Below are 22385 nucleotides of genomic sequence, written 5' to 3'. Positions count from 1 at the left end.
TCATGAACATAAATCCATTAATAAACGAATACTAAAATATATAGCAACTGCATTGCGGTTAATAAAGACAAATTTACAACTCAATTTAATACTAATTATTTTAGTTTTATTTCATTTTTCAAATTAAATTTAGAAGGATTTTTGCATCCAAAAATTAAACTAATTTATTTAGTATTCGGAATCTCATTTTCTCTCACAAATGAGATTAAAAAGAGAAATTAAAATAGCTAACATTTTTAGTTTAATTGATAAACTAACTTATTTTCAATAAGATATAATCACAAATACTTGTGTTTTATTTTTAAGTCATGTTATTAAAAGCACTATGAATCCCTTTAAAATCCATATTTAAAATATGTATAATAAGAAGATTTGCCAATGTTATTTTGAACAAAAAAATATGTGGTCGAAAGACAAGTTGATCCATTTAATTTAGATACTTTGCCAGTACTTCACCTATCACCATCTACTCCGCTATAAAAATATTTTACCCTCTGATGCAAGTAAATTCCATTTGAAAAATTTAAAGTCCTTTTTTTTCAACTTCAACACAGGTCACAGGAAAGCTTATAATTATATTTTCGATGTTTTTTGTCGTAAACATAACAAGTAGCGTCAGAGGGTTTAAAACAATATAATATCGTAATCAAAAAAAATCAACCTAGACTATAACTGTATTTTGATACCTAATGAAATATTACGCCCCGGAAGCGGCGCGAGGTATTTCAACAATGAGTTTTGAGGGCGTGCTTCTACATTTAGCAAATTATGACCCGATAAGTAATATGTAAAAACATACTCCCTAATTTTAAAAGAATAACCAACTTGTGCGGCGAGTAATGAATAAGATGGCATCGCTGGCTCAAGATTTATATTTTTCCCAAGGTAGCGTTGCTTTAAATAATGATCAAAAGTTGTATTCCAGTAAAAACTGTTCAAAGTCATCGTAGTAGATACGCCATATCTACTTGTTGGCAAATTAGGCATATAGTCACCCTCCGCCCAAGTACGCATTTTATCATCAGCAGTATTTTTATTTTTGACAAGATCTGCAAAAGTATTTAACTCAAAACTATGTTTATCTTTCCATTTAAAATTATAGGAAGCTTCCAATTCCCATCCTTTGATTTCTGTATCAGAAGCACGCCACTCTTTCACCAGAAAACCGCCAGAACGAGATATACCGGTGTGACCGAGGTAAATATAATTATCATAATTGCTACTGAAGTATGTTGCTGCCAGATGGAATCCACCTAAATTTAATCCCGTACCAAGCTCATAAGATCTTGCCGTTTCTTTACTCAAACGATCATCTCCATTTTCCTCTACCAAAATTGCAAAATGGTCATTTCCCGCATACAGTTCGTTGACCTCTGGAGCACGCTCAGCATGAGAATATGACGCCTGAACATAAGCAATATTTAATAGATGATAACGAATATCACCAGAAAACTGATTCAGATCAAAATCTCTTGGTGTCAATTTTCCACCGGCCATGCCTCTACTGGGTGTGTAACTGTTATCAGAAAGAACACGTCTAGCCACCCAGTCATGACGATAACCGAAATTGACTGTAAATAAATTATGTTCATATTTCTGCAATACAAAAGCTCCCAATTCTCTACTTAGATTGTTGGGAAGATATTTCTGTTCCCCTACCCCATCCATCCGTATAGATGAAAAATCTAAACCACTTATAGCTGTCCAATCTTTACTGAACTGATGAAGTAGTTCTGATCTTGTCGTATGTCTACGTGTATTAAATTTGTTCACCTGATAAATACCGACAAGTTCACGATCATCAGCAAATTGCATCGAATAATTAAATTTTATTTCCGTGATTTGTGAAAAAGATGGTTTAATAGCGCTTTCCATTGATAGGATATGTGACCAAGCACGGGTATTGACGGGTTCATATATTGGAGCTGGCAAAACAACATCATGACTATGTTTTGGTTTTGCCGCTTGTGCAAATCCTGGCACACCATAATAACCTTCTAGAGCCCGGTAACCAATTCCCACGCTGTAGTTTTCTTTAACAAAGCTACTCCCAATATTAACCGAGCGGCTTTCAGCATGACTATTAGGCATAATACCACGAGTAACCGGAACATAATCTGTTATACCGTGAACAACTTGTGTGTAAAGGGCTGTTGCTGGGTCCTGTCCAGCAATGTATTGGTCATTAGTAGGATTAGGAACCTGCTTACCACCAATAAACGAGTATTGCTGAAAAGTATAAAGATCGGCCTCGGACAATCCCCAATCGGGGTCATTCATATGGTTTTTTACAAATTGACTTATATACGGATATAAGGATAGGTTGCGGATAGTTTCCCTATCTACGTGTACCTGTGCCATTGTTTCTGTCAAGTGATCGATAGTCGGGTCGTACGCAATAGGAGCTTTTGTATTTGCGGGAATCTTCAGGTTTTTATGACTCTGATTCATTCCTCCTATATTCCAAACCCAATGTTTCCCAAGATTACCGGCAATTTGTAAGGCCTGGCGATTACCACTATTAGTTCCAATTTCAACAATTGCTCTTCCTGACGATTTTTTTGAAAGTAATGACTGTGGAACGGTATTATCCTTCATATCAACAGCTCCACCTATTGCCTTGCCACCATATCGTACACTTGCAGAACCTTTATAAATATCAATACCACTTAAATTATCCATATCCAGATTGACATTCAAATTAGGACTCATCCCAGAAAGGTCATGCATGGAAATTCCATTGCTAAGTATTTTTACTCTATTACCGCTTAAGCTCCGAATCATAACGCTTCCAGAATTTGGTCCAAAAGAAGCATTTTGCACACCAGAAATATGACTGAGACTCGCACTCAAAGTTTGTGTCTGGATCTGATCTAGCTTTTGTCTATTAATTTCTACGCGACGAATATTGTTTGTTTTTTTGCCTATAACCTGTGCACTTGGAAGTTTTATATTTTTCAAAGTGTCAAGAGGAGTCTTAATTTGTCCCGAACTTTCCGCACAGAATAGTAAAAATGCGATGAAAAGAGGATAAGCACTAGTATTATTTGAGGTCATCATACCTTGTTTTACATATATTTTAATGCAAAGGTATAAAACAATACTGTTAATGCAACACAATTGCATTAACAGTGAGCGATAATTATTTTCTCTTTTAGTTAGTAATACAGTTGGAGATTTTTAAAAAAAGTGAGAACATGCTTATAAACCTGCTCCTACTTTACTAAAAGACAGTTTTTAAATTGCTTCAACAAAATTTAAAATTATATTTATTCCTCAGATTAAATTTTTCTATGGTACTTATTATCCCGATCCAAATCATACTGTCATACAGAACCTTCTATTTATCAGAGTTTCAGCGACACCTCAGCTATATCTAGAAAAGTATAAGGCAAGCTTTTCATTAGTACCTACCTAGAAAACTGAATTCCTTATAAAAATAGCAGAGGCATATTTTCAATCAACGTCAATACAGGTATTGTGACTGTACTAAAATTGAAACATTGGAAGCTATAACTTAACAGATTTTAATTAAAACCCGTAAAATTATCGATATGAAGTTTACTACTGACCTCACTATGGTGATGGCCACTGAATCATAAAAGGTTACGCAAGCTCGCATTTTAATCAACGATAGATTACCTGCTTATCTCATTTTATAGGCTTCCCACCATTCATCCAACATGTCGATAACCGGCAGAATCGTTTTCCCCATTTCACTCAATTTGTATTCGACTCGTGGCGGTGATTCGAGATAAACTTGTCTACAGATGATATCATCGCGTTCAAGCTCACGTAACTGCAACGTTAATGTTGTCTGGGCCATATCTTCCATGTCTCTTCGTAACTCGCCGAAACGCTTTGGGCATTGCTGTGCGATGGTTTTAATTAGCAATACCTTCCATTTTCCACCTATAATTTTAAAAATTCCATTGACATCGCAACAACTTTCCGAATTTTTGATTTTTTTTTCTTCCATAAGCCACTTATACTGAGCATTAGTGCATAAAACCATACTAAGTATGCATCTTATAACTACTTGATATCGCTAATTATCACGTTTAAATTTGATCGATAAAATTACTAAAAACAATTGATATGCGTTTCCAAATTACCGATTTACTCAAAGTTTCCGTGCTCTCTGCCGGCATATTTCTATTTGTGGTTGATCTCTTCATTATTAATGTATCTTTACCAACCATGCAGAAATCGCTGCAACTCAGTACCAGCGATACTCAGTGGATCATTATTCTTTATGTCATTGGATATGCCAGTCTGCTCATCAGTTCCGGGAATGCGGGTAATTATTATGGCAGAAAAAAGATGTACCTCATCGGCATGCTGGGATTCACGATTTCGTCATTTATATGTGGCTTTTCTAATCATATCATTATTTTACTGCTTGGCCGATTTTTACAGGGCGTAAGTTCTGGTATTATGGTCCCACAGGGAATTGCGTTGGTTACTTCACTCTTTAAACAAAAAGAGAAACGCACTCTAGCACTTGGTATTTATGGAAGTATAGCTGGTATAGCATCCGTACTCGGGCAATTGTTAGGCGGTATCCTTCCCGATCAGTCCTGGATGAGTGACAGTTGGAGGTTGATTTTTTTAGTAAATATTCCTGTAGGCATATTGGCCCTACTGTTAGTTTATATCATCATTCCTTCTATTAAACCTGATGTTAAAGCAAAAGTCAGTTACACGCCCATCATCCAACTGTTTGTTTTATTGATTGGATTAATCTGTCCCCTTATTCTGGGGCCTGAGTTACACTGGCCTGTATGGACCATAGTGCTACTTATTGTCTCAATCTTTCTCTTAGTTACATTTCTGCAGCAACAAAAAAAACGAGAACAGTATGGAATTTCATCTCTTATCAATTTCTCATTATTCAAAAACAAAACCTTCAATATAGGTCTAGGGGCCGCATTTAGCTATTATATGGTACAGGATGCTTATTTCATTATCAATTCTAACTATTTGCAAGTTTACAAAAACTTTACACCTACCATGACGGGTATCGCATTTGTATATCAAGGCATCGGATACGTCCTAGCGAGTATTATTGTAAGCAAACATGTTCAAAAAAATGGAAAATCAGTTATTTTATTTGGATTAGCAATCATGGTTGTAGGTTTAATAGCGCATTTGTATATTTATAATCAACCTACAATAACCATCCATCAGATCCATATCTTATTTTTCTTTTACGGCTTAGGTTGCGGTACTGTACTACCTTCACTTATGACAATGGCATTGAAGGATATCAAGACTGATTTAATCGGTACTGCATCCGGCATTTACCTCACCATTCAGCAGGTTTCTATCTGTATGGGTATTGCATTAGTAGTGGGTATTTACTTTCACAATCAAAATACAACACTTTTAGATATAGAAAACTTAAGTCATGCTTACAGCATAGCGACTCTCACTTCGATTACCTTATTAACATTTGTGATTTTTTTTATCTCGCTCTTACCATACAGAAAACAAAAATAATGAAGGGAAAAAAACTTCGATCACTAATCTGCTTAAAATAAGACTTCGTAATTTACAATTTTTTATTTATTTTAAACATTTAAACCATTTTGAAGCAAAAGTAATTATGAAAAAATCACTCAATCTAGCACTAGCTTTACTATTAGGGTTCTCTGCCAATGCCCAACACAAACTTGATAAAATATGGGAAACAGATAGCATCATCAATCTACCTGAGTCTGTGCTACCCGATACGGAATCCGGAATTTTATATGTGTCAATCATGGGAAACAGTGCTGATGAGAAAGATGGAATCGGCGGTATCGGCAAATTGGACATGAACGGAAAAGTGATGGACCTAGAGTGGATTAGCGGACTTCATGCACCAAAAGGTTTAGCTAAGCACGGTAATACACTTTATGCTGCAGATATAACTGATGTTGTAGTTATCGACATACCTTCTAGTAAAATACTTCGTAAAATTCCAATTTCCGAATCCGTATTTTTAAACGATATTACTGTAAGTGACAAAGGTGTAGTTTATGTTTCAGATACACGAACAAAAAAAATTCATCAGATCATCAATAATAAACCAAGTATTTATCTTGAAAATATTAATGGAGTCAATGGATTAAAGGCGATTGGTAAAGATCTTTATATCGCCGGTGGTGATAAACAATTACTTAAAGCTAATGAAAAGAAAGAAATCACAGCTTTAGCAGAACTACCTTGTGGAGGAGATGGTATTGAGCCAGTCGGCAATGGAGATTTCGTATATTCCTGTTGGGGTGGCTACATTTATTATGTATATGCTAATGGCAAATCAGAATTACTTTTAGATAGCACAACAGAAAAGAAAAATACAGCAGATATCGGTTATGATCCTATCAAGAAGATCGTTTATGTACCTACGTTTTTCAAAAAGAGCGTTGCTGCTTATCAACTAAAATAACATATTTTATTACACCTTTTTTAATAATACTATAGTTGTTTGCAATTACTTTAAACAACTATAGTTTGTTTTTTTTGATCCATAAAATAATTTTGCCTAGATAAAGTATATGAAAAATACATCTGATAAAGGATCTATCGTCGATTTAAGTGCTTTATTAAAAATACGCTATAAGTGTACAAGCTGCACTAAACATGTTAAGTTTTAAAATTTATAACGATGACTTCGTGACTTTTCTTTGTCCAGTTTCGTTAAGAAAAAACGTTAAGATAATAGCTAGTATTATACCCCCTATCCAGAATAATCCTGTCGATTGAAAATGAGATGATTTGTTTATTCCTAAAGACAGCGTTTGTCCGAAAAACTTACTAAATATAGGATTTAATAGCGTAGTTACACTAAAAGTTATAAAGTTCATCGCTCCGGTAGCGCTACCTTTAACCTCATCTGGGTTAGACTCTTTAATAACTGAATAAGGAATCATTGCAGCTCCTGAAGCAACACCAAATATAAAATTAGTAGTATATACAGATATCAGATCTGGAAAAAAAAGAATCTGGCCAATTGCTAAAATCATAACCACAGCACCAACTAAAAGAACTGGCTTGCGCGCACCAATTTTATCCGTTATATAACCCAATAGCGGGCAACCTAGTACCCATCCCATAGGAATCATGGCACTTGCAATTGTTGCAGCATGAAAACTAAAATCTTTATCCTCCTGAAAAAAAGCCACACCCCAGGTCATGGCAAATATCGTTGTAGGAGCAAACAATAACCCTGATATCAAACCACATAACCAGGACTGAGGATTAGAAAAAACAACCTTATAGGGCCATAAAATACCTTTTGAATCTATGGTTTTCACAGATGCATTTTTATCTTCATTTTTCGGTATAATAAGTAACAGGCCGAAAGCCACTACGATAGTGATCAAACCAACTCCTAACCAAAAATCGCTCGTTTGTAGTCCTTTTTCAACCCACGGTCCAACGACAAACTGTCCAGCAGAGCCTGCAAGCATACCTACACATTGTGTAAATCCTATGGCAGTAGCTAGCGACTTCGCAGAAAATCCTTTTGAAGCAAGGTACACACATCCCGGAAAGGCAAATGCACAGCCAGCGCCTTGTAATAACCTGCCGGCATTACCAGCAAAAGAACTGGAGAGTACAAAAAGCAGGCAACCAAGACCTAAAATCAATGTACCTGTAAACAAAGAATATTTAGCTCCAAATTTATCAAGAGCAAGACCCGCCAATAAACTAACGATAGAATAGGTGTAATAGTAGGTGCCTATAATACTAATAAGATTAACCGATGTTACGTTAAATTGTTCAGCCAATTGGGGTAACATGACTGCAGGAGATGAACGGATAACATAATCTAAAAAATAGAATAAAAGTCCAAATATCCATGCAATAACATATAATCTGGTTGATGATACTTTTTTTAGTCCCATATTACTTCTTTTATCTATATAAAGATAAGAAATTTTAAACCACCGAATTCACCTAATTATATTAAATAATTAATCATGTTTAATCAATAATGAAATTTGTTTTTCTAAATGCTTATTTTGCTGATTAGCCTGTTCCATGGTCAAGCCAGAGGGAATGCCAGGTCTTTTATGCTTAGTATAGCGCAGCAAGGCTAGTTTCATTAGTTCTTGTTTCTTAAGAACAGCCTCATACAACTTGGGTAAATAAGTATGCTTAGCAACGTACTCATCCCACTTGATCACTTGCGGAAATGTAGGATTAAGATAGGAAATAATTGACCTGGCCATTAACCAGTGTCCCTCCTGCTCTGGATGTATACCATCCGGAGCCAGCTTATACGTGGGATCAATCCGTCTTCTGGATTCTAAGTATTTTTTCATGGGAAAATGAAGATCTATAACTTCCCAATTTTTATTCTTCCGCTGTTCTAATAGCCAAGTTGAATATCGATCCAATACTTGATTATATCCGTCAAGACCAAGATCTGGATCATCATGAACGGGCGGTGTAATCAATATAATCCGTTTTACACCACTTTTAAGCGCCTCCGTATATAATTTTTCTATACCGTCCTGATAAGCTTTGAAACGCACACTGTCAAAAGGGAGATAAATGCCGTCATTCATTCCGTAACATGCAAAAACAACATCAGGTTTGATCTTCTGCAATATACTTTCCAACCGATCGAATAAACATGGTCTTGCAAATTCACCGTTCGCATGATTGTCCTCACTAAGCCCAGAAACAGTCTCACTTGGAAGCCCAAGGTTAATTATTGCAGTACCTTTTATAAAATGACTACTTAGAAGAACACTTTCTATCATCGCGACATATCGACCATCATAAGTTATGCTATTTCCAAGAAATAAAATCTTTTCGGCTCGATTCAAATGCAACAGAGAATTAGATTTTTGTTGAGCAACTAAAATCGAACAAAAAAAACTAACAATTATTAAAAGAGAATAATTTTTCATAAGTACTATATTTATCAGGGAACTTTGTAAGTTAAAAATTTTTGCTATTTTCAAATTAAAATTATGATGTTTATATAATTTAAAAAATATGATCTGCTAATTCTATGTCCAGAGACTAAATATAATATATTGGCTGGTAATTAATAGATTATTTTTGATTAAAATCCTCCAATTTTTGAAGTTAAAAAAACAATAGTAATCACCATTTAGTAATTTTAAAAAGTTTGATGGAATTAACCAAATGAGCTTTTGCTCTTAAAAATTTCCTCGGTTTAGACCAGGACTTAAAACAGAAAAATTTAATGTTGATTTTGCGATTGTCAAATCGCATATTTAACTTACTATTATGAACAAGGAAATTCAGGATTATATTATTACCTACTATCTGGATCTGATGTCGCCCGAAGAGAAGCTTGCATATAAACATGCTCATTCCACGCTAAAACTAGATGGCAGTGAAAATTTAGAGAAAATGCAACGAATATACCTGAAGACCGGATGGCTTACAAAGGATCAAACCGTATTGAGTCTTCTTAACAATGGTTTAGAAAAATTCAATGAAAATACGGCAACCCGCATATTGCGAGACCACCACCTGGATATCGTTTTCAATTATTGTCCAAAATGCCACAAGCTAGCCCGGACACCAACAGCAAAGCAATGCCGTTTTTGTTTTCACGACTGGCATAAAGAAAATAACAATATAACTGACTGTGATTTATAACTAAACACGTAGATTAAGATGCTTTGCAAAAAAGCACCGCTACATTTGAAGCATTCTTGAAACAACATGAAATCCCAATATTTCAGATATCTCCACTGAGACTAATAATTAATTTCCAGCTATTTTTATAAAAGGATATATGCATTATTAAATTTTAATGCAATTAAAGAAGATGAAATATTACTTATAGCAATTCTAAAAATAAGTTCTATTTAAATAGTATCTGTAAACAAGAGAGCTAAAACAGAAAACAAAGATGAATCTAAAAGTGGCTTTGTTTTCATTTTGTTCAACTATCTTTGCTTTGCATTATTATTTTAACATGAAATTACTAAAAGACCGAATCTTAAAGGATGGTAAAAGCTTTGAAGGCGGAATATTAAAAGTTGATAGTTTTATAAACCATCAGATGGACCCTATTCTTATGAAATCTATAGGTGTAGAGTTTGTCCGTCGCTTTGGGCATCTACCAATTAATAAAATTATAACGATTGAAGCAAGTGGCATTGCTCCTGCAATAATGCTTGGATATTTATTAGAACTTCCCGTGGTATTTGTCAAAAAAGCTGTTCCGAAAACAATGAATAATATGTTAACGGCCTCGGTTTATTCTTACACCAAAGATAAAACATATGATATATGTGTAAGTACTGACTTCTTAACTAAAACTGACCAGGTAGTTTTTATCGACGATTTCTTAGCCAACGGAAATGCTTCTATTGGTGTTTATGAACTGGTAAAGAAAGCTGGAGCCACCATGCTGGGTATGGGATTTATTATTGAAAAATCTTTTCAAAAGGGAAATGAGCGCCTACAGGAATTAAATATTCAAATAGAATCTCTCGCACGTATTAAAACATTAGGTGATAATCTTATCGAGTTTGAAGACTAAAAATTACTTCATTCTAATTTAATCTTCTGGCATAACGCTATAGCATCCGGCTATGGGGATCAACATTCATCATTAATACTAAGAGGCTTTAGTTTTAACACTATCGCCTCATTTTTAAGCTTGTGAAAATCATTTTAGTCCTTCTTCTCATGAAGCGGAAAGCCACTACATCTTTGTTTTAAACAATCAAAAGTATTTCTAGTCATACTTAATATTAAAATCCTAAATTGTTTATATGATACTTTCAAATCTTATCATATGTATACTTTTATTCAATATTTTACATTTCTGTAAATCAATATCAAAATAAATTATTGTAAATTATACAAACCGGTTTTGATATCTACTAATTCTAGTCTATCAATAATTTACAAATAAATACGTCTTTTTAAATGAAACAAAATCCCCTTCAAAATTGTTGATAAGACGTAAACTCCTATAATCTGCATTTTTATTAAATGGCTTATATGATGATGATTACAGATGGCTAAAGAGCGATTTATGCTGAAAGATAAGAGATCTGTATAATAATTATGAAGTAATTTGTCATGAAATCAGGTTATAATAGATCGTAACCAGTAATTAAACGATATGAATATGATAGAAAAAACAAAAATTGGTATCTGGATGGACCATTCATTTGCCAACTTGATGGATTATTCAATAAATCCTATGCAGACTAAAACTATTGAATGCAACTTTACCCATGAGGATAAGGAAGAGGCACTAAAACGTAGTGAAAGTGTCATGCATAATAAAAAACAGAATGAGCTATCCGAATATTATAAAGAAATAGCTAAAATAATCAAACAGTATGATGAAGTACTCATTTTTGGTCCAACTGATGCAAAGATTGAGCTATACAATACTATTAAAGATGATCTAGCATATGCTAAAATTAAAATCGGAATAAAACCTGCTGATAAAATGACCGAAAATCAGCGATACGCTTTTGTTCGAACATATTTCACCTCTAATTAATATTGAACGGATTCTTAAAACATCTGAGGGGAGACAAAACTTGATCAGCACTAAACTCCCCCTCTTGTATGATGTCTAAAAGGTAAATAAAATCAATATCAGTTCCTTTCATCGTCCTTAAAAAACTTTCACCTATTCACTAAACACTCCAAAATTTATGATATTCCTGTTTTATAGCTAAATATATATGAAGAAAAATGCTGATGTTATTATTATTGGTGGTGGCCTTGCAGGTTTAACAGCTGCATTACATTTAACAAAAAAAGGATTAAATGTCACATTAATTGAAAAATATAGTTATCCTCGTCATAAAGTCTGCGGGGAATATCTTTCAAAAGAAATATTACCTTATTTGAATTGGTTGAACTCAGACATTTTACAAGTATATCCAACAAATATTAACACACTTATATTTACTCATCAAAATGGTAAAACTGCAAAAGCAGACTTACCGTTGGGAGGCCTTGGCATCAGTAGGTATTCGCTGGATAATTCTCTATATCTACAAGCAGTAAAAATGGGATGTACCGTTATTAAAGCTACAGTAACAAAGGTAACATTTAATGAAAATGCATTCACAGTGATGACCGAAAATCAGATTTTAATAGCAGAAATCGTATTGGGAGCATTCGGGAAACGATCGAACGTGGATCAGGTCCTAAAACGTAATTTTATGAATAAAACTGCCCCGTGGCTAGCCGTAAAAGGACATTATTCCGGAGAATTTCCTGATGATGTAGTAGCACTACATAACTTTAAGGGTGGTTATTGTGGTATTACAAAAGTTGAAGACAATACTATAAATATGTGCTACCTGGCTGATTTAAAATCATTTAAAAAGCACAAGAATATAACAGAATTTGAACAAAATGTTCTTTACAAGAATAAACACATCAAATACTTTTTTGAAAATAGCACATTACTTTTTGATAAACCACTTACAATAAGTCAAATATCATTTGATAAAAAACCGATCATCGAAAACCATATATTAATGATCGGTGATACTGCCGGCCTTATCCATCCCCTCTGTGGCAATGGCATGGCCATGGCTATGCACAGTGCTAAAATTTCGTCAGAGCTAATCGTCGACTATTACACAGGTAAAATCGTATCCCGAAAATTATTAGAAAAAAAATTCACACAACAATGGAAACAAAATTTCGAAAAGAGACTCTTAATCGGAAACCTGTTATCGAAAGCACTTCAACATCAAACCATCACAACAGTATTGATCAGGATCGCAACGATGTTCCCCTCTCTTCTTCCTTTGATAATAAAGCAAACACACGGTAAAGCAATAACAATCAAATGAGAATAAATACCGATAATAGGACAGAAAAAACCGAATTAATGGATGATTTTTCACTCCAAGGTGAAGAATTACGAGAAGCTCTAGATAAAATTGCACGCATCAATCAATTTCTTGGAGGCAATAGTATTACACTTAATGGCGTAAAGCAATTGTTAGCACACGTTGATCGATCTAAACATATCACTGTTGCAGATATAGGTTGCGGTAACGGTGATATGTTACGTATGTTAGCCGAATACGGTATTAAGAACAATATTAATTTTAAAATGATCGGTATAGATGCAAATGAATATACGATCAACTATGCTCGAAAATTATCAACAAGCTACGCTAATATTGACTATGTATGCACTGATATATTTGAAGAAAATTTCAAGACATTAAAATACGATATTGCACTTTGCACCTTAACTATTCATCATTTTACTAATGAAAAAATAATAGATTTAATTACTATCTTTAGTCATAATGCCTCTGTAGGAATAGTTATAAACGATTTACAGCGCAGCAAATTTGCTTATAGACTTTACCAAATGGTATGTTTTGTTTTTAGATTAAACAGGATGTTGCAAGAAGATGGATGTACATCGATATTGAGAGGATTTAAAAGAAATGAACTACAAAGTTTTGCAAGAAAACTAAATTTAAAGAATTATACCATCCAATGGAAATGGGCCTTTCGTTACCAATGGATTATACCTAAACTATGAGTGTAAAGATCGTAACTGTTGCAAAACAACTGCCGAAATATTCAAGCGATACAGTTGAAATACTTCCTATGCTAGATACTTGGCTTTATGGACAAGAAACACGTTTTATAAAAAAAGTAAAAAAAATATTTGAAGGTGCGGCAGTAAATACACGGTATTCAATTATGGATCCTATTGAAGTATTTACAGCAACTTCTTTTGAAGATAAAAATAACATTTACAGCCGTGAAGTTATTATCCTTGGTGAACAAGTGCTTGAGAAAGCACTTAAAAAAGCGGGATGGGATCCAAGCACCTTAGACTATATTATTACTGTAAGTTGCACCGGTATTATAATCCCTTCTTTAGATGCGTATCTTATAAATAAACTGAAACTACGACAGGATATCGTCAGATTGCCAGTTACAGAGATGGGCTGTGTAGCAGGAGTATCGGGTTTGTTATATGCCAAAAACTTCCTCAAAGGCAATCCTAACAAACGAGCCGCAGTAATAGCGATTGAAGCTCCGACTGCTACATTTCAACTGGATGATTTTTCAATGTCAAATATTGTAAGCGCGGCTATTTTTGGTGATGGGGCAGCTTGTTGTCTACTTTCTTCTTATGAAGAAGATTATGGTCCCAACATACTTGATGAACAGATGTATCACTTCTTTAATACGGAGCATATTATGGGATTTAAACTGACCAATAGTGGTTTGAAAATGATACTTGGCACTGAAGTTCCGGATACCATAGCACAACATTTTGGTGATATTATACATCCGTTCTTAAAGAAAAATAATTTAGAAATCAGAAACATAGACCATATGATATTTCATCCCGGAGGAAAAAAAATCGTAATGACGGTCGAAAAACTATTTTCAGAATGGGGTAAAAATATTGATCACACAAAAGAAATATTATTGCAATATGGCAATATGTCAAGTGCAACTGTTCTTTACGTCCTAGAGCGCGTCATGGATAAAAATCCCATACAGGGAGAATTAGGGTTGATGTTAAGTTTTGGTCCAGGATTTTCTGCCCAAGGGCTTTTATTAAAATGGTAATGTACAATGAACGTAAAAGATATTATAGCAAAATTACCCTATACTAAACCATTTTTATTTGTCGATGAGCTGCTTCATATTGATGAAAATGGAAGTATGGGTACATATACCTTCGATGAAAATCTAGATTTCTATAAGGGACATTTTAAAGAAAAACCGGTTACTCCTGGAGTGATTTTAACAGAAACTATGGCGCAGATAGGTCTTGTTTGTCTCGGCATTTACCTTCTTAATAATGAGCTAAAAAATACTTCAATTGCATTTACATCTGTCGAAATGCAATTTTTAAAACCTGTATATCCAAATGAAAAAGTTACTGTAATTTCTCAAAAAATATATTTTAGATTCGGCAAACTCAAGTGTAACATCAGTATGAAAAACGAAGCCGAACAGATTGTTAGTCAAGGTATATTTTCAGGAATGTTAACCACTGAGCTATGAACCGAGTTGTAATAACGGGATTAGGGGTCGTTGCTCCAAATGGAGTTGGCGTACCTGCTTTTACCGATGCTATTAAAAATGGTATATCTGGAATACGCCAGGATGAACAATTACAGCAATTGCAGTTTTCTTGTCAGATCGCAGGAAAACCCCAAATTACAGATGAAATAAAGTCAGCGTATTTTACCGATCTTGAACTTAGAGGTTTTAACAGTAGCGGAATACTATATGGCGTCATTGCAGGTGTTGAAGCTTGGAAAAATGCCGGACTTCCGATAGAAAATAATAATGGGCCTGATTGGGACAGTGGAACTATATTTGGATCAGGAACATCAGGCATTGATAAATTGCGCGAAAGTATCTATAAAATTGATGATTTACAGACGCGTAAACTTGGTAGCAGTGTTGTTGCTCAAACTATGAATAGTGGTATAAGCGCATATCTGGGCGGAAAATTAGGACTAGGAAATCAGGTAACCACGAATTCTTCGGCATGCGCAACAGGGACCGAAGCAATAATAATGGCCTATGAGCGTATAAGATCAGGAAAAGCAAAACGCATATTAGCCGGCAGCACTTCAGATAGCGGCCCCTACATTTGGGCTGGATTTGATGCTTTAAGAGTTTGCAGTTCTAAATATAATGACAATCCTGAGGCAGGCTCCCGTCCTATGAGTGCAACAGCAGCAGGATTTGTACCTGCATCCGGTGCAGGAGCACTAATTATTGAGGACTTGGAAAGTGCGCTAAAACGAGGGGCAAATATTTATGCAGAAATTCTAGGTGGTAGTGTAAACTGTGGGGGACAGCGGGGAAATGGTACGATGACTGCTCCAAATAGCAAAGCTGTTCAAAGATGCATTATTGATGCTCTCAAAAACGCAACTATTTCAGCAAATGATATTGACGCAATCAATGGTCATCTTACAGCAACTGCTAAAGATAGTATTGAAATAGAGAACTGGACAAAGGCATTGGGCAGAAGTCATATTGATTTTCCCTACGTCAATTCATTAAAGAGTTTGATAGGACATTGCCTCAGTGCTTCAGGAAGCATTGAAAGTGTAGCTACAGTTCTGCAACTTCATCATGGGTTTTTATTTGGAAATACAAATTGCGATGATCTACATCCAGAAATAGCAACTCATATTGATGCCTCAAAAATACCGACAAAATCTTTTAACATTAATTTAAATGTAATAGCCAAAGCTAGCTTTGGATTTGGTGATGTGAATGCTTGTGTAATATTTAAAAAATTTGAAATTTAATCTTATGAATAAAGAAATGTTGATAGGTAAGTTAAAGGAAATTATAAAACCTTATACCACGAATTTAGAAGCATACGAAAACCTAAATGAAGACACCGATTTTATTAATGATCTTAACATCAATTCTGCAAATCTGGTAGATATTGTACTCGATATTGAACAAATATTTGATGTTGTCATCGATAATGCTGATATGGAACGTATGTTAAACGTGAGAACAGCCGTCGAAATTATAGAAATCAAATTAGCGCAGAAGTGATTGGTAATGATATCATAGATATACAGAAATCCCGTCAAGAAAGTAATTGGAAACGACATGGGTTTCTGGAAAAACTATTTACAGAAGAAGAACAGTGCTTTATAGCCAATAGTTCTGATCCAGAAATTATAGTATGGCTGATGTGGAGCATGAAAGAAGCTGCGTACAAAATCCTAAATAGACAGACAAAAAAAAGAGAATTCATTCCTAAGAAACTGATTTGTAAAATATTATCACAAACCTGTTTTAGTGCAACTGGTCAAGTATTTTATAGTGGAAATATCTATCATACAAGAACTTTTTTAGCTGATGATTTTATCCATACTATTGCTGCTAATGACTTAGAAGATCTAGATCTCGTAGTGGAAATAGACAAAAAAGAAATGCTAAAAGATATAAATGGAATACCTTGGTTATGTATTACAAACTCAAATCAATATAAAGCAGCTTCAAATAGCAACCATGGTCGCTTTGAAAAGACAGTGACAATTAAAAGTAAATAATTCTAAATCAGGATCAGTTTAATTGCGAAAGTTGCTGAAACCATTTTTAGACAAGGAAAAACTTTAATGATAATTAAATATGCTCACGAATACATTAGTATCCCTTTTTGAAAGAGATCTGAAAAAATTAATAACTGAAATAGAACTTTATGAAAATGAATCCAATATTTGGCGGATTGAGAAAAAGATCTTGAATTCAGCGGGAAATTTAACCCTCCATTTAATTGGTAACTTAAACACTTATATAGGTAAAGAGATCGGGAAAACTAACTATGTAAGAAATAGAGATCTTGAATTTTTAGAAAAAAATGTTCCGAGAAAAGATCTAATTGCGAAAATAGAAGATACAATTGAAACCATTAGACTTGCACTAAGCCAAATAGCAGATGAAGAATTAGATAGCGAATATCCCATTTTAGTGTTTTCAAAAAAGACTTCAACCGAGTTTTTTTTAATTCACCTGACAACCCATCTCGCTTATCATCTCGGACAAATAAATTATCATAGACGTTTAATCGAAAGCTAAAAAAAATTAAATAAGTTGAATTTCAATATCAAAAATCCCAAATAAAAATTAGCAATTTAATAACAGAAAGACCAAAAATAAAAATCCGGCTAACTGTTGCTGATTATTTTCCTGAAAGGTTAAGTTGGATACTTTTCGTCACAATAGGTTTGATTCTAATGACTTGTAAAAGTTTGGGAGAGACAGATGAATATGACAACTTGATTAATATTATCAAATTAGGGTAATTTTAGAATATTAAAAAAAGCCATTCTTAAAAAGAATGGCTTTACTATTTATGTAAATAAAGGTAGATTTATTTCAATTTCCAGATCAATCCCATCATAATCCAACATTCTTAATATAATTTAAAACGAGGTCGAAGTATGCTCCTTCTAAACACTGTAAATGCGCAGGTTGTTTAATAGCAAAAATGAGACCAAAGAAGCTATCTATTAAAAAATAATTATTGTTTTGCATAAAAATGTTTCAGTAAAGCTTACAAATAAAAAACGCAGTAATTTATCGTATTAGATTATCGGAGGAATAATTGTTTTTACCAGAATGTGGTTAAGTCTAACAATATATAAAAATTGACTACTATTCTTTAAAATAAAGTTAATAATCTCTTTTCTATTAGCCTTAATAAGTCATACTGTCATTATGATAAATTATAAGGCCATTACAAGGGATTTCCTTTCAAATAGTTCTTGACCACATTACGAATTCATCTTCTTTAGAACCTTTTCAAAAGTATTAATATTTCTACTTGTAAATTGATCTCTAAGTGTCTTTTTACCCAAAATCTTTCCAAATGCTGAATCAAGCGTGTTTCCTTTAGGGACCTGCCAGTAGAAAATATGATTAACTATTTCTGCGCTCTCATTGGTATTTTGTGTCGCGTCCTGAAATTCAGCCATTAAAACTGTTTCTATTCCAGTATCTCCGACAAATGCATAGATATGAAAATCCGTAGTCTTTTCAAAAGGAACACTTTCCCAATATAATACCGTATCACGCTCCGACTTTATAAATAAAACAGCGTCGTAAGAAAAATAAGCTGACATGGACTTTTCCAAAATTAACTTTAATTCGATCTCGTTTTTATCTGATGAAAAAACAATATTACCAGATGCGATTATGGACCTAACATCCTGCATTCCTGCATCCCTAAAAACCTGACATACATCAGTCATCTTCATGTTGGTTCCTTTGACATTTACACCCCTCAGAAAAGCACAGTACTTCATAATTCTTAAAAAATTAAGTTAAAATACATACGATACATCATTATACGTTTATTTACAAATAGGACTCATTCATCAACTTTCAATTTCTTCAATATTAATTTCTCAGTTGGTAAATCGTCTTCAATCCCAATAAAATAACTTTCAAATCCAAATTTTTCAAGTAATTTTTTAGAAGCCATATTTTCTGGATCAATAATTCCAATAACCGCTAAATCAGGATATAAATTATGCGCTACATCTAGTAATTTTCGACAGATTAAAGATCCTATTCCATTTCTCCAAAAATTCTTTTTTATAATATAACCTATTTCAAGAATGCTCTCATCATGCTTATATCGCTCCAACTTGCAATCTCCCACAAATTCATTTTCTTCAGTAAGAACCTTAAAATATCCTAATTCACGTTCCTTACTATTGATTTCAAGAATACGATCGAACTTTGCTCTAGCCTGATTTTCATTCAATCCATTTCCAGAAATATATTTCATTAAATCATCTTCACAAACAAGTGTTTTGAAAGAGTTAAAATCTTCCGGTCCATACTTCTGTAAGTTTATTTTCATTATCTTCTATGATAAAGTGATTTATAAAACAATATTACGTCTAAAAGCACACCCCAGCTCGATAATAGTCTCCGTTTTGGCAATACCTGCAATACTGTCTATTTTCTCATACAATAATTGTCTCATATGCTCATGATCTTTAGCGATGATCTTTAAATATAGCGTATAGTTTCCAGTAATATAGTAACATTCTGTTACCTCAGGAATTTTATGAAGCTCCTCAATTATTCTTTTTGAATCATGATCTTTTTCAAGAGATATTCCAGTAAAAGCTCCCCAATCGTAACCCAATTTTTTTTCGTCCAAAACAGGCTTAATTCCCGTAAGAATACCTTGATCCATAAGGCGTGTAATACGCTGATGGACCATTGTATTGGAAACTCCTAGCTCTGTAGCTATAGCAGAATACGCCATGCGTCCGTCTGCTTCGAGCTGTTTCAAAATCTGTATATCAAAATCATCCAAATGATTCATGGTTATTTTTAATTATTAAGTTTAGAGTTAAATTAAATTTAATAAGCTACTAATTGAGTGAATTTAAATCCATATTAGGCTATTAAAATTAAATATCGTACATTTATTTCATAATTCCAATTACAAATAATATGGCAGACTTAACAAATTTAGCAAAAAGCAATGCATTCATTGCAAAAGAAAATAAATATGGTGCCCACAATTATCATCCCTTACCTGTGGTTTTAGCAAAAGGAAAAGGAGTATTTGTGTGGGATGTTGAAGAAAACCGATACTTTGATTTTCTTTCAGCATACTCAGCGGTAAACCAGGGACATTGTCATCCAAGGATTATTAAAGCCTTAACCCAACAAGCTGAAAAGCTTACCTTAACTTCAAGAGCATTTTATAGTGATAAATTAGGTGATTTTGAAGAGTATCTTTGTAATCTGTTTGGTTATGATAAAGCTTTAATTATGAATTCCGGTGTTGAAGCCGTAGAAACAGCCATGAAGTTATGCCGTAAATGGGCTTACTTAGTTAAAGGGCTTCCTGCAAATCAAGCCAAAATAGTCTTCGCTAGTGGTAACTTCCATGGTAGAACCATATCCGTAATTTCTGCTTCAAATGATGATTCGGCAAGAAAAGATTTTGGACCTTTCTTAGATGGGGTTACACAAGTGCCTTATAACGACGTTCAAGCATTTGAAGAATTACTAAAAAATGATACGAACATTGCTGGATTTATTGTTGAACCCATTCAGGGCGAAGCTGGAATTATCGTTCCAAGTGATGATTATCTTTCTCGTATAAAAGCACTTTGCAAAGACTACAACGTATTATTTATAGTCGATGAAATTCAAACTGGTATTGCAAGAACAGGAAATATGCTAGCCTCTTTTGATATTAAAGATACCAATTCAAATACAAAGCCTGATGTTTTAATTTTAGGAAAAGCACTTTCTGGAGGTGTACTTCCGGTTTCTGCTGTTCTAGCAGACGATTATATTATGCTGACTATAAAAGCTGGAGAACATGGTTCAACATATGGTGGGAATCCCCTAGCCTGTGCAGTATCCATGGAAGCTCTTCAAGTGATCATAGATGAGGATTTAGCATTAAATGCTGAAAAAATGGGTAAAATATTCAGAGAAGGCCTTCAAGAAATGATGATAAGATGTCCCATAATTAAAGAAGTCAGAGGAAAAGGATTATTAAATGCAATTGTAATAGATAGCAAAGAAGAAGATAATACTGCTTGGGAAATTTGTCTAAAATTTAAGGAAAATGGATTATTAGCCAAACCTACTCACGGTAATAAAATTAGATTAGCTCCCCCATTAGTAATAACAGAAGATCAAATTACGGAAAGTCTATCAATTATAGAAAAATCACTTCATCAATTTGCACAAAAAATATGAATAGATCGATTAAATTAATTAAAAATAGATCGGATATTGGAGCAGGTACCCGCGGTTCCGACCTAGGGATTGACGCTATCGAAATTGCTGCAATTAATAAAGGAAGTCAATACTTCAATAACTATAATTTTATAGATATACAAACGCGCAATAACACAGTTTATGATCCGCTTGTTAATCCATTTGGTAAGAGAATAAAGCAGGTCTTACAGCAGTGCAAATTATTGGCAATAGCTGTTGAAGATAGCTTACTAGAAGAACAGTTTCCCCTGGTTTTTTCAGGAGACCATTCATCTGCAATTGGTACCATTAGTGGTATAAAGTCGGCATATCCAGAAAAAACATTAGGAGTAATATGGATAGATGCCCATGCTGATTTACATTCACCCTATACCACACCTTCTGGTAATTTACATGGAATGCCTTTAGCGGCGGTATTAGGTACGGACAATTTAGAAAATCAAATTAATAATGATGATGCAGAAACCAAACAATATTGGAATAAATTAAAAACAATAGGAACTTCCCAAGCTAAAATAATAGCAGAACACCTGATCTACTTTGGTGTTCGCGATACCGAATTACCAGAAGAAAATCTAATTGCGGAACTGAATATAAAAAAATACCAAGTAGAGCAATTACGTGATATGGGAATTAAATCCTGTGTTCAGAGCACCCTTCAGCAATTGGAAGGATGTGACCATATTTATGTTTCATTTGACGTTGACAGTATGGACAGCGAGCTAATTTCTAACGGTACTGGTACACCAGTACCCAAAGGATTTAATCAAACGGAAATAACATCATTGCTTCAAGAAATTATTGCATCTAATAAAGTGGTTTGCTTAGAATTTGTAGAGGTAAATCCCCTTTTAGACAGTCAAGGGAATAGAATGGCAGAGGTTGCGTTCGAAATTTTAGACCAAGTGACAGCATCTATTGAAACTTTAAAATCAGTATCGTAATTTCGATATGATTTCTTGGAATTGAACAATTGAAAATAAGAATTATTAGTTTCTAATTTCAATTGTTCAATTATTGTTATGCAGAGAATTCGCAACCATTTAACCCAATATACAATGATTCAGCATGTAACATTCTAATTAAAAATTTGTAACATTGTTACTATAAGTATTTAAGAA

22 protein-coding genes are annotated in these 22385 nt (G+C 33.9%); 15 read left to right on the top strand and 7 right to left on the bottom strand.

The annotated features are described in order from the left end of the window. Positions 1-666: 666 nt before the first annotated feature. On the bottom strand, positions 667-3060 hold the full coding sequence (locus tag EDF66_RS00175) for a TonB-dependent receptor (protein ID WP_243655960.1): 2394 nt from the start codon (positions 3058-3060) through the stop codon (positions 667-669). A gap of 586 nt (positions 3061-3646) precedes the next feature. Beyond that, a complete protein-coding gene (locus EDF66_RS00170) occupies positions 3647-4015 on the bottom strand; it encodes a winged helix-turn-helix transcriptional regulator (protein WP_132839718.1) in 369 nt (122 codons plus the stop codon). A gap of 83 nt (positions 4016-4098) precedes the next feature. Between EDF66_RS00170 and EDF66_RS00165 the strand changes: the two genes are divergently transcribed. Further along, entirely contained in the window at positions 4099-5502 is a 1404-nt protein-coding gene (locus EDF66_RS00165) for an MFS transporter (protein WP_132839716.1), read from the top strand. Positions 5503-5608: 106 nt separating this feature from the next. Beyond that, positions 5609-6433 (top strand): YncE family protein, encoded by an 825-nt coding sequence (locus EDF66_RS00160; protein ID WP_132768351.1) that lies wholly within the window; start codon positions 5609-5611, stop codon positions 6431-6433. Between the two features lie 211 nt (positions 6434-6644). Here EDF66_RS00160 and EDF66_RS00155 read toward each other — a convergent pair whose 3' ends face one another. Beyond that, the gene (locus EDF66_RS00155) at positions 6645-7895 is read right to left on the bottom strand and encodes an MFS transporter (RefSeq protein WP_132768353.1); all 1251 of its coding nucleotides are present in this window, start codon (positions 7893-7895) and stop codon (positions 6645-6647) included. A 69-nt stretch (positions 7896-7964) separates the two neighbouring features. Further along, positions 7965-8909, bottom strand: a complete 945-nt coding sequence (locus EDF66_RS00150) for an SGNH/GDSL hydrolase family protein (RefSeq protein WP_132839714.1) — start codon at positions 8907-8909, stop codon at positions 7965-7967. A gap of 346 nt (positions 8910-9255) precedes the next feature. Between EDF66_RS00150 and EDF66_RS00145 the strand changes: the two genes are divergently transcribed. The 11 genes from EDF66_RS00145 (at position 9256) to EDF66_RS00095 (ending at position 17577) form a co-directional block, all read left to right on the top strand. Further along, positions 9256-9633, top strand: coding sequence for a hypothetical protein (locus EDF66_RS00145; protein ID WP_132768357.1), 378 nt, complete (start codon positions 9256-9258; stop codon positions 9631-9633). Between the two features lie 256 nt (positions 9634-9889). Further along, complete coding sequence (xpt, locus tag EDF66_RS00140; RefSeq protein WP_232789282.1) at positions 9890-10525, top strand: xanthine phosphoribosyltransferase; 636 nt, start codon at positions 9890-9892, stop codon at positions 10523-10525. Positions 10526-11122: 597 nt separating this feature from the next. Further along, positions 11123-11506, top strand: coding sequence for a hypothetical protein (locus EDF66_RS00135; RefSeq protein WP_132839713.1), 384 nt, complete (start codon positions 11123-11125; stop codon positions 11504-11506). Between the two features lie 187 nt (positions 11507-11693). Beyond that, positions 11694-12821: an NAD(P)/FAD-dependent oxidoreductase gene (locus EDF66_RS00130; RefSeq protein ID WP_132839711.1), complete on the top strand. Its 1128-nt coding sequence runs from the start codon at positions 11694-11696 to the stop codon at positions 12819-12821. Continuing rightward, positions 12818-13531, top strand: a complete 714-nt coding sequence (locus EDF66_RS00125; RefSeq protein ID WP_132768363.1) for a methyltransferase domain-containing protein — start codon at positions 12818-12820, stop codon at positions 13529-13531. Before EDF66_RS00130 ends, EDF66_RS00125 begins: the two co-directional genes overlap by 4 nt. After that, on the top strand, positions 13528-14580 hold the full coding sequence (locus EDF66_RS00120) for a type III polyketide synthase (RefSeq protein ID WP_132768365.1): 1053 nt from the start codon (positions 13528-13530) through the stop codon (positions 14578-14580). The genes EDF66_RS00125 and EDF66_RS00120 overlap by 4 nt, the downstream gene beginning before the upstream one ends. A gap of 6 nt (positions 14581-14586) precedes the next feature. Further along, positions 14587-15021: a 3-hydroxyacyl-ACP dehydratase FabZ family protein gene (locus EDF66_RS00115; RefSeq protein WP_132768367.1), complete on the top strand. Its 435-nt coding sequence runs from the start codon at positions 14587-14589 to the stop codon at positions 15019-15021. Beyond that, entirely contained in the window at positions 15018-16289 is a 1272-nt protein-coding gene (locus EDF66_RS00110) for a beta-ketoacyl-[acyl-carrier-protein] synthase family protein (protein WP_132839709.1), read from the top strand. Before EDF66_RS00115 ends, EDF66_RS00110 begins: the two co-directional genes overlap by 4 nt. Positions 16290-16293: 4 nt before the next feature. After that, positions 16294-16548 carry an acyl carrier protein gene (locus EDF66_RS00105; protein WP_132768371.1) on the top strand — a complete coding sequence of 85 codons (255 nt, stop codon included), beginning with the start codon at positions 16294-16296 and terminating at the stop codon, positions 16546-16548. Continuing rightward, on the top strand, positions 16545-17051 hold the full coding sequence (locus EDF66_RS00100; RefSeq protein ID WP_132768373.1) for a 4'-phosphopantetheinyl transferase superfamily protein: 507 nt from the start codon (positions 16545-16547) through the stop codon (positions 17049-17051). The genes EDF66_RS00105 and EDF66_RS00100 overlap by 4 nt, the downstream gene beginning before the upstream one ends. A 79-nt stretch (positions 17052-17130) precedes the next feature. Beyond that, complete coding sequence (locus tag EDF66_RS00095) at positions 17131-17577, top strand: DUF1572 family protein (protein WP_132839708.1); 447 nt, start codon at positions 17131-17133, stop codon at positions 17575-17577. 698 nt (positions 17578-18275) lie between these two features. Here the strand turns inward: EDF66_RS00095 and EDF66_RS00090 are convergent. The 3 genes from EDF66_RS00090 to EDF66_RS00080 form a co-directional block, all read right to left on the bottom strand. After that, the gene (locus EDF66_RS00090; protein ID WP_021188339.1) at positions 18276-18806 is read right to left on the bottom strand and encodes a DUF1697 domain-containing protein; all 531 of its coding nucleotides are present in this window, start codon (positions 18804-18806) and stop codon (positions 18276-18278) included. A 65-nt stretch (positions 18807-18871) separates the two neighbouring features. Beyond that, positions 18872-19369: a GNAT family N-acetyltransferase gene (locus tag EDF66_RS00085; RefSeq protein WP_132839706.1), complete on the bottom strand. Its 498-nt coding sequence runs from the start codon at positions 19367-19369 to the stop codon at positions 18872-18874. 21 nt (positions 19370-19390) lie between these two features. Next, positions 19391-19843 carry an Lrp/AsnC family transcriptional regulator gene (locus tag EDF66_RS00080; protein WP_132768379.1) on the bottom strand — a complete coding sequence of 151 codons (453 nt, stop codon included), beginning with the start codon at positions 19841-19843 and terminating at the stop codon, positions 19391-19393. A 131-nt stretch (positions 19844-19974) separates the two neighbouring features. Here EDF66_RS00080 and rocD point away from each other — a divergent pair, with 131 nt between their 5' ends. After that, positions 19975-21243 (top strand): ornithine--oxo-acid transaminase, encoded by a 1269-nt coding sequence (rocD, locus tag EDF66_RS00075; protein ID WP_132839705.1) that lies wholly within the window; start codon positions 19975-19977, stop codon positions 21241-21243. Then, positions 21240-22208, top strand: coding sequence for an arginase (locus EDF66_RS00070; RefSeq protein ID WP_132839703.1), 969 nt, complete (start codon positions 21240-21242; stop codon positions 22206-22208). Before rocD ends, EDF66_RS00070 begins: the two co-directional genes overlap by 4 nt. The last annotated feature ends 177 nt before the right edge of the window (positions 22209-22385 follow it).

The sequence above is a fragment of the Sphingobacterium sp. JUb20 genome (genome assembly GCF_004342035.1).
In the GTDB taxonomy this organism is placed as follows: Bacteria; Bacteroidota; Bacteroidia; order Sphingobacteriales; family Sphingobacteriaceae; genus Sphingobacterium; species Sphingobacterium anhuiense.
This window is presented reverse-complemented; position numbering and strand designations above follow the sequence as displayed.